Annotated in this window: 8 protein-coding genes and 2 pseudogenes; 3 read left to right on the top strand and 7 right to left on the bottom strand. The window is 37.0% G+C overall.

Annotated elements, in window-relative coordinates; all coding sequences use genetic code 11:
• Window positions 1-198 precede the first annotated feature (198 nt).
• From ADA42_RS13820 to ADA42_RS13805, 4 genes are all read right to left on the bottom strand, one after another.
• Window positions 199-501, bottom strand: coding sequence for a putative quinol monooxygenase (locus tag ADA42_RS13820; protein WP_048765781.1), 303 nt, complete (start codon window positions 499-501; stop codon window positions 199-201).
• A gap of 239 nt (window positions 502-740) precedes the next feature.
• On the bottom strand, window positions 741-1,571 hold the full coding sequence (fghA, locus tag ADA42_RS13815) for an S-formylglutathione hydrolase (protein ID WP_048765780.1): 831 nt from the start codon (window positions 1,569-1,571) through the stop codon (window positions 741-743).
• Between the two features lie 228 nt (window positions 1,572-1,799).
• Window positions 1,800-2,912 (bottom strand): S-(hydroxymethyl)glutathione dehydrogenase/class III alcohol dehydrogenase, encoded by a 1,113-nt coding sequence (locus ADA42_RS13810; protein ID WP_048765778.1) that lies wholly within the window; start codon window positions 2,910-2,912, stop codon window positions 1,800-1,802.
• Window positions 2,913-2,933: 21 nt separating this feature from the next.
• Window positions 2,934-3,209: a metal/formaldehyde-sensitive transcriptional repressor gene (locus ADA42_RS13805; RefSeq protein ID WP_048765776.1), complete on the bottom strand. Its 276-nt coding sequence runs from the start codon at window positions 3,207-3,209 to the stop codon at window positions 2,934-2,936.
• Window positions 3,210-3,365: 156 nt separating this feature from the next.
• Here ADA42_RS13805 and ADA42_RS18120 point away from each other — a divergent pair.
• The 3 genes and pseudogenes from ADA42_RS18120 to ADA42_RS13790 form a co-directional block, all read left to right on the top strand.
• Window positions 3,366-3,896, top strand: a pseudogene (locus ADA42_RS18120) (IS66 family transposase); the annotation flags it as partial.
• Window positions 3,897-4,097: 201 nt separating this feature from the next.
• Window positions 4,098-4,589: pseudogene (locus ADA42_RS13795) on the top strand (sigma-54-dependent Fis family transcriptional regulator); the annotation flags it as partial.
• Between the two features lie 51 nt (window positions 4,590-4,640).
• Window positions 4,641-5,552, top strand: coding sequence for a LysR family transcriptional regulator (locus ADA42_RS13790; protein WP_048765770.1), 912 nt, complete (start codon window positions 4,641-4,643; stop codon window positions 5,550-5,552).
• Window positions 5,553-5,595: 43 nt separating this feature from the next.
• Here ADA42_RS13790 and ADA42_RS13785 read toward each other — a convergent pair whose 3' ends face one another.
• From ADA42_RS13785 to ADA42_RS13775, 3 genes are all read right to left on the bottom strand, one after another.
• Window positions 5,596-6,447: a TIGR03571 family LLM class oxidoreductase gene (locus ADA42_RS13785; protein WP_265732712.1), complete on the bottom strand. Its 852-nt coding sequence runs from the start codon at window positions 6,445-6,447 to the stop codon at window positions 5,596-5,598.
• Between the two features lie 208 nt (window positions 6,448-6,655).
• Window positions 6,656-8,038, bottom strand: a complete 1,383-nt coding sequence (locus tag ADA42_RS13780; protein ID WP_048765766.1) for a hypothetical protein — start codon at window positions 8,036-8,038, stop codon at window positions 6,656-6,658.
• A complete protein-coding gene (locus ADA42_RS13775) occupies window positions 8,031-13,043 on the bottom strand; it encodes an AAA domain-containing protein (protein ID WP_048765764.1) in 5,013 nt (1,670 codons plus the stop codon). Before ADA42_RS13775 ends, ADA42_RS13780 begins: the two co-directional genes overlap by 8 nt.
• Between the last annotated feature and the right edge of the window lie 429 nt (window positions 13,044-13,472).

Here is a 13,472-nt window from a genome sequence, read left to right as displayed (position 1 = left end):
AATTAGGGGCGCTTTGCATTTCAAATCTTTGTGCAACAAAGCCCCTGTTTTGGATATTGCTCCATGTAAATGATGAGATTAAGTCATTAAATAAAGTAGTCAAACTTGAATAAAAAGCCTCTGACAAACCTCACAGCGTTAAAGTGCTGCCTTTCATTCAAAATTTCAGGCGGCACACTCATACATTTAAGCGTCGGTTTAACCTGGTAATTTACTCGCCAAAACATCTACTTTTTCAATAGACGGTGGCTCTGAAAATAGCTCTTCGGCCTGAGCCATCAAAGCAGCTGCAACCTTGCCAGATAAATGTGCTTGGCGACCCGCCTCATCAGGAAATGCATCAAAAATACCAAATGTTGTAGGTCCAAGGCGTAGGCCAAACCACGCAACTGTCGCAGATTCTTCCATTACAATAGGTAAACCGCCTTTAAGGAAAGCTTCCACTTCGTCTTCTTTACCCGGTTTAGCTTCAAGCCGGACATATAAAGCTGTTTTAAGCATGACTAAAACTCCACAATTGATTAGAATTCAAACTGATTCTGACATTGCTAATGTATGCATGTCAGAAAGTTTTGTTGTATAAAAGTTAAAAAAATTCTCATAGCTGAGCCAAAATTTAGATTTTTATTTCGACATAATGCTATGAATTTATTCAAGTTAATATCATTAACATTTGAATCAAAAAATATTGCTCAAGAAGCATTCAAGAACAACATTGCACATCCTCATATCCATGAAAGTTATTTTGCTAGGAATTTGCTGTGAAACTCTATATGTTTCTCTATAAAGCTCGCAATGAAGTAATAGCTATGGTCATAGCCTTCTCTTAGGTTAAGTGTAAGAGGATATTCTTGTTCCAAACAAATATCACTAAGAAGCTTAGGCCTTAACTGTTCTTCAAGAAAATCATCAGCTTTTCCCTGATCGACTAAAATAGGTAAATGAACTTCAGCGTTTTTGATTAATTCAATCGCATCATAGCTTTTCCATAAAGTTTCGGTTTCACCTAGGTAGTGTGTGAAAGCCTTTTTCCCCCAAGGTACTTGGCTAGGTACAACAATCGGTGCAAAAGCAGAAATACTTTTATATAGCTCAGGATTTTTTAACCCAATGACTAATGCACCATGACCACCCATGCTATGCCCCATAATACTTTGGACTTGATTGGTCGGAAAATTCAGGTCAATCAGATTTCTGAGTTCTTCCACAATATAATCATACATTTTGAAATGCTGTGCCCAGGGTGCTTGTGTTGCATTTACATAGAATCCTGCACCTTGGCCTAAATCATAATCTGCATGATCTGGTACATCCTCTCCACGTGGACTGGTATCTGGTGCAACAATTATGACTTTATGTTCAGCCGCATACTTTTGTGCTCCGGCTTTAGTAATAAAGTTCTGTTCGTTGCAAGTCAGTCCTGATAACCAATATAAAACTGGCAACCGCTCATCTTTATCATGAGGTGGCAGATATATTGAGAATTTCATTGAACAATTTAATGCTATTGACTGATGGCGATACACTTCTTGCGACCCACCAAAAGAAGCATGTTTCTCAATTATTTCCATAATCAATTACCTATGTTGAGCAAGACTTCATGAGAAATCGAGTAAACAAAGAGTCTGACATTCTCCACAGAGAATAGTGATAAAGATTTAAAATGTAGGCAGGTTTATTCAATCTATACACGATGCCTACACAGTTAGATCTGTTTTACAGATAATGTGCCGTTTTAGAGGATTCCATGCATGTCATTCATAATGCACATGCATGGAAAAGTATAAGGTCTGACGGAATTATGCGTAATGAATTACAGTACGAATTGACTTACCTTCATGCATTAGATCAAAGGCTTCATTGATCTGATCCAAGCCCATCGTATGTGTCACAAATGGTTCTAATTGAATTTTACCTTTCATGGCATCTTCAACCATTCCTGGAAGTTGCGTACGACCTTTTACGCCACCAAAGGCAGAACCTAGCCATTTACGACCAGTAACCAGTTGGAATGGACGGGTAGAGATTTCCTGACCTGCACCAGCTACACCAATAATTACGGATTGTCCCCAGCCACGGTGTGCACTTTCAAGGGCTGCACGCATCACATTCACGTTGCCAATACATTCAAATGAATGATCTACACCCCAACCAGTCATTTCGACAATGACTTGCTGGATTGGTTTATCGTAGTCTTTAGGGTTCAAGAAGTCCGTTGCACCAAACTCTTTTGCCAGCGCAAATTTATCTGGATTCATGTCAACCACAATAATACGTCCTGCTTTAGCTTGACGTGCGGCTTGTACGACTGCCAGACCAATACCACCTAAACCAAAGACCGCAACACTATCACCTTCTTGTACTTTAGCCGTGTTGTGTACTGCACCGATACCCGTTGTGACACCACAACCCAGTAAGCAGACATGTTCGTGATTGGCTTCAGGATTGATTTTAGCCAATGATACTTCTGCCACTACAGTGTATTCACTGAACGTTGAGCAGCCCATATAGTGGTAAATCGGTTGACCATTATAGGAAAAACGAGTGGTACCATCTGGCATTACGCCTCTACCTTGAGTTTCGCGAACGGAAATACACAAGTTCGATTTTCCAGATTTACAGAATACGCACTCGCCACATTCAGCGGTGTAAAGTGGAATTACATGATCACCTGGTTTGACGCTAGTCACGCCTTCACCAACCTCAACTACAACACCAGCACCTTCATGCCCGAGAATAGCCGGAAAAACACCTTCAGGATCATCGCCAGACAAAGTAAATGCATCTGTATGACACACACCGGTATGGGAGATCTTGATTAATACTTCACCTTTCTTCGGTGGTGCAACATCAACTTCAACAATTTGAAGAGGTTGACCAGGACCAAACGCAACGGCAGCACGTGACTTCATGGAATAATTCCTTATACAGATCTATTTTAAATATGATTTTAGAATCTTGGCGATTTCAGCCAATTCTTCTTTTCGTTGTTGTTCTGTGGTTTCACCTGATACTAAAGTGTCTTTTAAATGAACCTCTAACATCTCATTCATTAAACCATTAATAGCACCACGCACAGAGCATATTTGTTGCAGAATTGCACCACATTCCACATTGTCTTGTAACGCTTTTTCAATCGCTTGCGTCTGACCTTTGATCTTTCTGACGCGTAGAAGAATCTTTTTTTTGTCTTCAACCTGATTAGGCATCAGACCTCCTTATTTGCTAGCTTTAATACTATAGTACCCCATAGTATAAAAAAAGCAATAATTTTTATAGAACCTTAAAAATTTAGGTAGTGTTTAAAAAAGTATGCTGAGATTCAATGAAGTCACTATTAGCTCTGCAACTGGATACCATAATTAGGGAAAAGTCAGGTCGCTGAACAGGCATTAGTGCTGATTCAGAAACTGTATGCGATAGAAGCCGAACTCAGGAAAAAGACGGATGGTACAGCGGAAGACCGCTGCAAATACCGACAACAGCACAGTCAACCGGTGATGCAACAACTATATGAATGGCTCAACCCACATCATCTGACGGTGCCATCGAGTTCTCCCACCGCTCGGGCGATCAACTACAGCCTAAAACGTTGGGAGGCCTTAAGCCGCTATCTGGATGATGGCAATTTGCTTATAGATATGAGCAGCATTGCTGCGCAAGGGATCGAGAACCAAATGCGCCTCTAGGCCTTGGGACGTAAGAACTGGCTGTTTGCTGGCTCGCTGCGCAGTGGTCAGCGAGCGGCGAATATTATGACGTTAATCCAGTCAGCAAAGCTGAATGGCTTGGATCCGTATGCCTATTTAAGTGATGTGCTGAAAAGGTTACCGACACATAAAGTGACCCAAATAGAAGAATTACTGCCACACCAGTGGCAACCCGACCAAAATTAAAAAATAGGTATGGGGTTCAGCGGACGCTTACGAATATTGATGTAAAAAAATTAAAAAAATATTTGAAAAATCTCAAACAATTGCATCTGATTTAGTTTCTGAGATACTCAATATTGAGCCGCTTTATTATTAAATTCGGTGACCGCTTAAGCAATCACCTTTAAATTGATGAACAGCAATTACACAAAATTATTTACAGTCTCCTTCCGTGAAGACTTATATTTCCGTCTGAATGTTTTCCCGATCCATTCTTCTGCATTACGCGAGCGTAAACAGGACATTCCTTTACTGGTCTCGTACTTTACCAAGCTGATCAGTGAAAATCGTAAAGTGCCTTATTTACCTTTTTCACAAAAGCATATCCTCGAACTGCAACACTATGACTGGCCCGGTAATATTCGTGAATTACAGAATGTGTTGGAACGTGCATTAATCATGGCCAAACACGGTGCTGTTTCTTTCCAATATTTGCTCGAACAAGAACCCTCTCAAACCATACAGCACAATCAAGCCGTAGCAATCGAGCAAGTCCTGACAATACAACAGCTTAAACAGTTAGAAATGACAAATCTTCAACTTGCAATCAAACAATGTGGGGGTGAAATTTTTGGTGATGACGGTGCAGCTAAGCAGTTAGGTATTAATCCAACGACACTGATTTCAAGATTAAAGAAATTAGGTATTAAATATTAATGGATATTCAATACCTTACCAACAAATGAATAATCACATTGGGATAAAGCCATGGAAATCAATAGAATTGGGGATATTTCAGCTTTTGTAGCTTCAGTCAAATATGGCAGTTATACTCATGCAGCGAAGCATTTAGGTTTATCACGATCTGCTATTGGCAAAAGTATTGTTCGATTAGAAGAACAAATGGAACTGAGACTATTAAATCGAACGACTCGAAGCTTAAGCTTGACTGATGAAGGGCGAATTCTCTTTGATTATTGCCAGCAGATTTTAGAAGGTTTAGAAGAAGTTGATCATGTAATGGCTTCACGTCGCCTTGAGCCGATTGGTACTTTAAAAGTTACAGCTCCTCACTCACTTGGACATCGATATATTTTACCCATTTTAGACACCTTTCTAAAAAAATGGCCTGGATTAAAAGCAGACATTTCTTTTACAGATCGCTTTGTTGATATCATTGAAGAAGGCTTTGATATAGGTATTCGTGTTGGTGAACCCAAGGATGATTCGCGACTTTTAACTCGGATCATCGCATGGCAAAAAATGCAGACATGTGCATCACCACAATATATTAAATTATATGGTTCTCCCCAAACTCCAGAAGATTTAGCAAAATTTGATACAATTTTTCTAAATGGTAGCAACAATCGTAGAAGCTGGAAATTCAAGACAGATTCGGGGATATATGTTTTTGAAGGTCCTGAGAAGATGAAAATCGATAGTTCAGATGCTATCTTGGCATCTGCAGTTTCAGGGTTTGGTATCATACAACTACCTACCTATATCACACAAGAAAGTATTGATCAGCTCCAACTTATTCCTCTTCTTGAAAAATATACAGTTGAACCCGAGCCTATTCGCATTATTTATCCAAGCAAAAAACATTTGTCTCCAAGAATCAGAATGTTTATCGATTACCTCGTTGAACAGTGGACTTTATTGCCTCCTTGGGAAAAATAGACTCAGGCACTAAAACTTCAGTCTAAAAAAAGTTTTTGATTAATTAGACAAGACTGAAATGAGGCACAACATCTTCGATAAGCTCTTGAAGTACTTCTTTTGCTGGTCTTCGTGTTGGTTTGAGATTTAATGTAATATGTGCAACACCATCTTGTTCTTGCTGCTTCCAAAATTCCATCAAAGTGTTTCGACCAGCTCGTAAAAAAATATTATGATGTAAACGTGCAGGTTCATCTGGATTTTCACTCAGATCTAGAAAATTCGCATAACCAAAAGGATGCCAAGTTTTACCATCTCCCAATTCCTCAATCTCTTTAATAATATCTTTCGATCGTCTCGGATCAACACCATGCCAAATCCAAGCATCCGATTGATTAGCAAACCAAGACATGTCTTGACGAGCTCGGCCAATAGTAATCATCGGCAAATGACTGGATACAGGTTTAGGCACTAAATCAATATTACCTGCCAATTGCCCATGATATTGTGTTGCCATTTTTGGAAATTCATTTTCATTTAATGTACGGATCATTTCCCATGCTTCACGAAACCGTTCTGCGCGATTATCAAAGTCATAACCAAATGCAGGATATTCAACAGGACGATCGCCACTAGACATCCCAAGAATAAAGCGTCCTTGAGATAGTCGGTCAACTGATGCTGCTTGCTTAGCCGTAAGAATCGGATTACGTAACGGTGAGACGATACCCGCTGTACCTAAAGTAATATTTTTAGTCGCAGCGGCAAGAAAACCAAGGTCAACAAATGGATCGTAAACTTGCCCAACATCTCCAAATTTAGGGTCGTAAAAAGGGACATCACGAATCCATAAAGCTGAAATCCTCCCCTCATCTGCCATTTGTGCTAATTCCAGATGATCGTCCATATTCGGTATTGGGCCTTCTGGGAGTCAGTTTTGTCTCAATGCATCGTAATACGTGTGAAGTCCTTTAACATTTACTTTCAACATCGGTTCCTTATGGAGGGAATGTCCAATCTTCTAAATCCCGTGATCAACGCGGGATTTAAAATTTTGAATAACCGCCTTTTTAAGATTCTCGAAAATACATAAATCAAATAACTTTTGCATCATCCAACTGAATCTACTTCTTAAACATTGGACCAAAACTTATCCCATTTTCCTCTTTTGGTCGTTGCCAAGTATCAAACAAATTCACCAAGCTGTTTACCATATTCTTATTGGTACTCATTGAACCTATTGGAAAACTGGTCAAGTATTCAGCTTCTGAATCTAAGACATGCAAAATTACCACTGCAAATTCGTTTTCTACAACAAGCATTTCAAAGTTTCCAGCTAGCAAACCCTCTTTAATTCCATAGAAATATTTCTGATGGTCTTTTGCAATGATTTTGCGGTAATTAATAATGGATGCTCTATCTTGCTCATTATTCATAGGCAAAAAGCACTTTAGCTTTAATTCAACATTTTGTTTGTTCTTGATCTGTCCCAAAGCACCAACAAAAGTGTTAAATCTAAGTGATTTTCCCCAAAAGGCATCATCCGGTGCCAACCAATAAATATTCTGAACTAGACGACCAGTTGCAATAATCTCTTTAATTTTATTGAGAATAAGTTTTGTGTTACCTTGGCTATAACATGGTCCTATAAACTGATGATTACTTTCATCTTCTGAGCTTTCAATAACATTTAAACTATTGAATAGTGCTACCGATGCCAAGAAACGCCCATCTTTAAAATATTGTTGTAACTTAAATTCTTCAAATCCATCTAGATTATCTACGATGTCTTTAATATTGTTCCCTTTCTTACTTTGACCTAAAACCTGATAAGTTTTCTCTCTAAGTTCTTCACTCATAATAGAGTCAATAACTTTAATTGCTTGTGGTTCTGCATTGGCATCAATATTAAGGTCAAGGGATTTACGTACCGTGCAGTCTTTGACTTTCTTAACCGTACCCATCTTATAGATGCTTGGTCTACCATCCATTTTTTTTAGTGTTATGGCCTCATCTTCTACAAGTTGGTAAAATTGCTTCTGGAATCTATCACGCACAATGTTTTCACTGTTTGCAGCATTCGAGTTTGAAGCGATTAATTTCAAACCATACATATTATTGTCAGGCTTTTCCGGAATGAAATTGAAATTAGTTAACTCATACATCAAATTTTGAGTGTGCTCCAGAATTGATGCCACTTTAGGTATTGAGTCTACAGTTGTGAAATATTTCATTGATTTATTTGTTAGATGAAATAAATCATCCTTTTTTAGTTCAATTTCATTATTTGTAATAAGTTGTTCCAATACTATTCTGGATTCTCTTTGATTCAACCCTAAAAAATTTGCAACACTATCTGCTGACATTGGGCTAATACGAAGTAATCTCATAATCATTGAGTCAATGAAATTTGGCATTTGACTTGATGTATAATTAAACTTAACTTCAAAGCGTTGCGCAGGGATTAGGATATCCACATCATGATATGGAATGCTGTAATTAGTCATGAGTGATTCCTTTACGTGAATTCTTTCCTGTGTTAGCGTGTCGTCTTGCTTCTAATTTAGGATCAGCTATATATTGATAGTGATCTTTATCACCTAATCGCTCATTGATATAGCTAAAAACTTCACCCAATGGAGTTTCTTGATGCTTTGGCATGTTCCACAATCTTGATGCACCAAATATAACTAATCTATCCATAGCTCTTGATAAGGCAACGTTGATTCGATTTGGCATTTTCATGAAACCGATTTTGTTATCTTCACTGTTACGAGTAATTGACAATATGATTATTCTATTCTCTTTACCCTGATAGCTATCCACCGTATCAATTTTCACTAGGTTCTTAAAATCCTCATTCCAAGACTTAGAGTTGAACTGCCTCCTCAAATGACGTTTTTGTTCCCCATACATACAGATAATGCCGATAGGTGGCTCATTCAGCTTAGATATGTCTTTTAACTCTTTCAATAATTGTTTATCTGCATGTATACGCTCTAACAAATCAATAATTTTACGAGCTTCGTGTCTATTGAAGAATGTAGTCCCCACTCCATCACTGAATTTCTCTGAGGTATCTACCCATGTGACAGTAGAGCGTAATTCTTTAACGGTAGATTGCTGATAGATATGTGGCACCATGCGTACCATATCTTTGTGCTGAGAATGACCTAAAAGTTCGATAACACCAGTATTTAATTCATCATCATAGAAACAAGCAGATACCATTTCTCCAATTGCCGGTGCCATACGGTATTGAACCAAAAGCTTTCCTTGAACTGTCTTACCATAAGGAGAGTTAAACAATCTCTCAAAATCACTTTTTAGATTAGCCTCAATACGATTTTTAGAGACCCCTAATTTACGACCAAGTGCTTTTGCATGTTCCGGTGAATAGAGTGGCGGTAACTGTTTATGATCACCAACTAACAGGATTCTTTTAGCCGATTGCATTGCAATAGCTAATTCAGATGAAATTGATCTCGCTGACTCATCAATAATGACCCAATCAAATGATTGGTTAGTGATGTCTATCGAATGATGTCCTATTCCTACACATGTACCACAAACAAATTGACGGGTTTTTGAAAGATATGTTTCATAATTTGCATTTGGACTATCTATTAACTCATCGTAATCAAACGCAATTTTTACAAGTGCTTTAGCGTTAATGGCAGCTTTACCATACACTTCAAAAGCATCATCTAACATCTGCCAAATTTGATTTTCACGATCTAAAATTTGGCGGCTATTTAAACCTACCAATGATGAATACAGCTCAGGTGAATAGCCCTTGAGTCTTTCAATAAGCTTGTCGGCTAGTTTATTCCACTCAGTTTTTGAGATTAGATTTTCTTCTGGCAATTCGCTTGAAACCAACATTCTTGATAAATGCCCAAATAATTGTACTTTTAGGAACAAGGCACATGCTAAGTATTCTCGATCAACACCAATGGACTGACTTACAGATAAAACCCGTTGTTCCATTTCACTTAAAAACAGATTTTTATGTGTTGAAATGATTGAGTCTGAGTAAACATCTTTTAAGTTATTCGATACTGCACTTTCTCTATTACTGAAACGAACAATCTCTAACGGCGTATTCAAGCGGTTAGAATGTTTTCTAATTCGCTCGGCAGCTGTATTCACAGCTTCGTGTGATTGACTAACCATCAATACATTATTGACATTCTGTTTCTCGAATAGGTAATGAACGAATGCAGCAATAAACTCCGTTTTACCTGTACCTGGGGGACCTTGGAGAATAGAAACTGGACCATAATTGATAAGTTTACGAAAAGCTTTTCGTTGTAAATCATTCAGACTAACAACCACCTTGCCCGTTTGATCTGTTTGATTATATCTCTCAAAATCTTGGTCTGTTACCTCAATGTCATAACAAATAGGATTGATATTTGAGTCAGGTTCAAAATAATCAACTAAATTCGGTATATCCGATTGCCGTCTGAGAATCTGTTCTAAAGCATTTTTTCTTTTTAAAAATGATGACTTATCTGCTTTCGTGCGTAGGTATAAGACCTCACCTACTTTAATTTTATCCGCATGTTTAACACCTTTCACTCGCAACTCACCTGCTAAAGAGTGTTGAATATCAATGTCCCCTACACGGAATTCCCTGTCGTCGCCATTAAAATCAATAGTTTTATGGATCAGGCTGATGATTGAGTCTTTAGGGAATTTGTCTAATACATCATTGTCATCTTCATAGCGTGCGATATAAATTTTATTATCAACAAACTGTAGTGGTTGCGATAAAACGATATAAGGTAACGCCTCTGTCTCCGTTTCTAAAATTGCTTTCCATAGCTTTCTAGTATCAATATTCAATGCAGCTAAATTTTTAACCTCATCAGTGATATCATTTGAATATTGATCTAAAATTAACGGTACATCAGGATTAATATTTTGTTCTAAACCCGATAATATTTGAGAACCAACACTTTCTTCTTGATCATTTAATTGACTTGCAAGAATATCATCGATAGCAGTTACAAATTCTTCAAGTCCAAAAAGAAAATTAGAAAGATCTGAATAATCTGAACGGCCAACTGCATGTTGTACATCTAGAGCTACATTAATCTCTAGTACAGCTTGATCTACAATGTAGTGTGGCACCACATGCGACTCACGCACACCACTGATAAATTTAATACTTTTAATTTCAGAATCTAAAATAAATTGTATAGAGCCACCAATACCCTGCATTTTAACAACTATGTCTTTGGCATTACGGCCCTTTTCTAATGACACATATACACGTTTATTGTCGCCGTAAATTGTAAGTTCATTAAACTTATCTGGCACAGGCACTCGAATAGTTAGTGTATCACTATTACCTTGAGCAGTTTCAATACTATCCAATAACCGGTTAAGATCTCCTAAAGGATATTCACTTTCTTCAAGCTCTAATTTAACAGCGTCACTAATCCATCTAAAGTTAGTACTATCTTTACCAATCTCGAAATCTAGGATGTCACATACTAATTTCATGATTGCGAAGTTTTGGCACTGTTCACTCGTTGGGTTATCAATGTGCTCAGGATAGTATTCACATTCAAGATCTACTGTATGGTTTATATCTATGATGTCGTTAAATACAAAACTGTTTTCTTCTAAATTAAATAGAACATTGAAACTAGAAATTCTACCAATAGGTAAACCAAGTTTCTGCAAATGAAGAATTGCTTCAATTAAGTTAGAAGCCAACAATAGTCGGGCCTCATTTGTCGTGTTAATTTCATTGGCTCTAAAACCCTCTTGATATTCATTGACGATAAACAAAGATCTCGACTTAGTAGAAATGCCAACTCTTACAAGCTTTGGTAAATAAGGTAAATTTTGCTCGTCTGTCTCATAAATACGTTCAAAGAAATGCTGATATTTAAGAATGTCACTCGATGTTAAATCCTCTATATGTACATCCGACCATTCTTTAACGAGCAAATTACCTGAGCGATATAAAATAACTTCAGGTTCTTCATCTTCATACAGCTCGTAATCCTCTGGATAAGCTTTATGTATTCTATCCGTCGTAATGTACTGTTCTAATAGTGTCGGATCAACGCTAAACTCAACTGATTGTACTGGTCTATTGGTATTGAAAAGGCGTAGCAATTGGGTTGCATCTTCAACTTCTAGATTGATAGCCTTTTTAACTAGATCACCTATCCAGTGTGAACTTTCAACACTAATATTGCTCAGTGACTTAGACGTTAACCGAATATTCGACCATAAATGCCATATTAAAACAGCAAGCATATAAGTATCTTTCTTAAACATTGAAACATTCTCAAACTTTGAGCAAGACGTATCATTTAAAAAATACAGTTCGGGTTGTAATTCACGAATATTATTATCAATACTTTTAGTATCAGCTGTTAAAAAGTGAGAAATTCCTACCTCTTTTTGAGGTGAGATCCAAATACAATGTGCATTAATATCTCCATGTGAAACGCCAATTTTGTGCATTTCAGAAAATTTGCTTAATAAAATTTGTATTAAATCTAGTTTATCTTCTTCACTTAGATTTTGGCTAATTGTAGTTATGAAGTCATTGAATCGAAGATGACTTTGGCGATATTCGACCAACTCATTGTATTGTTGAGTGATTTGATCTTCCTCTGGCATGATCAAAGGAACAAGTGCCGTGTTATATAAATGGTTACTTTGCTTAAACTCAGCACTGATAGCACGCTCATGATTCAGTAAATGAGCTCTAAGTTTAGGAGATTGAATACTCAAATTATGAAAATTTGCGAATTGCCATTGTCTAATAATCGCTTTGTCAGAACGAGATATTGTAGAGGTCGCCTCATACTCCACATAAAGCTTATTAGGGTGAGAGATAAGCTCATCGTCCTGTTTATATTTATGCACAACAACCTGTTTAGGCGGGTTGTTTTTGCTTGTGAAAATCTTATCGATTAATTCAAAATCTTTGTATAAATGTTGAGCTTGTGGGTGTGGTTTGAACTCTTTATTAAAATTATTTTTGGTGGCAAATTTTAGAAACTTTTCTAGGCTTATTACGTGATTTAGATCTTCATCAGGCAAGCCAGAGAAATTAACTTTTCCACACATAACAACATAAAAATGAACTCTAGGTACAAAACCTCGATTACCCTGAAATTTGTTTTTTAATACCTTTAATTTATTCATAAGAATGAATTGTTTTTGGCGTGTCAAAGAAACTGGTGACACACCCATATCACGATCATCCATATACCAATTGCCATCAGCTGTCTTGATCGACTTCCCATTCCAGTCTTTCAATTCAACAATAATCAGAATACTATTGGTCACTAAAATTAGATCGAATTCCCCCTCTTTTTTTGAGGTTTGATCCACCAAGGTATAGCCTGCATAACCATACCAAGGACTCACTTTTCTCATTTCATCTTCTACGCTAAAAGCTTCTCTAATCCTAATTAATGCTTTAGTTTCGTGTTGATGAATACCATTTGCTTGAGTTTTAATAATTAAAGACATAAATATCCCACAAAAAACACAGAAAAGATCAATCAAATTCAATAATTTAATTAGATTTATATAGTTCTGAATATAGATAAAGTTTGGTATATGCTTATTGGCTTAGAGCAATACATATTGCTTTAGCTCAAAAATAGGTGGTTTTTTTAATATCAGCCCTCAACCCTACTGGGTTTATTTTTTGTATGTGTGAAAAATATTCAAAATCAAATTAAAAGTAAAGTATTATTTTAAATATCTTTTATTTGGATTATCTGGTAATCCTCCCATAAAACACCGAAGTTAAAAGTGGTGGAAGTTGAAATCAAAACTGGTTTCTTATATATGTTGATGACAATAAAAATGTTTAACCTATTTTTACCCCAGATCGGCAAGCGCATGCGGAGATTCCACCTAGAAAAAATGCGAAACCATGGAAAGATACAAAGA

Origin of the sequence: Acinetobacter sp. 243_ASPC (genome assembly GCF_001054715.1) — a bacterium.
In the GTDB taxonomy this organism is placed as follows: Bacteria; Pseudomonadota; Gammaproteobacteria; order Pseudomonadales; family Moraxellaceae; genus Acinetobacter; species Acinetobacter soli.
The sequence above is the reverse complement of the archived record's forward strand: the minus strand, read 5'-3'. Positions and strand labels throughout refer to the sequence as shown.

Bases quoted from the DNA above. Each gene is read 5' to 3' on its own strand.
- ADA42_RS13820 (WP_048765781.1), bottom strand. From the start codon at position 501: ATGCTTAAAACAGCTTTATATGTCCGGCTTGAAGCTAAACCGGGTAAA.
- fghA (WP_048765780.1), bottom strand. From the start codon at position 1,571: ATGGAAATAATTGAGAAACATGCTTCTTTTGGTGGGTCGCAAGAAGTG.
- ADA42_RS13810 (WP_048765778.1), bottom strand. From the start codon at position 2,912: ATGAAGTCACGTGCTGCCGTTGCGTTTGGTCCTGGTCAACCTCTTCAA.
- ADA42_RS13805 (WP_048765776.1), bottom strand. From the start codon at position 3,209: ATGCCTAATCAGGTTGAAGACAAAAAAAAGATTCTTCTACGCGTCAGA.
- ADA42_RS13790 (WP_048765770.1), top strand. From the start codon at position 4,641: ATGGAAATCAATAGAATTGGGGATATTTCAGCTTTTGTAGCTTCAGTC.
- ADA42_RS13780 (WP_048765766.1), bottom strand. From the start codon at position 8,038: ATGACTAATTACAGCATTCCATATCATGATGTGGATATCCTAATCCCT.
- ADA42_RS13775 (WP_048765764.1), bottom strand. From the start codon at position 13,043: ATGTCTTTAATTATTAAAACTCAAGCAAATGGTATTCATCAACACGAA.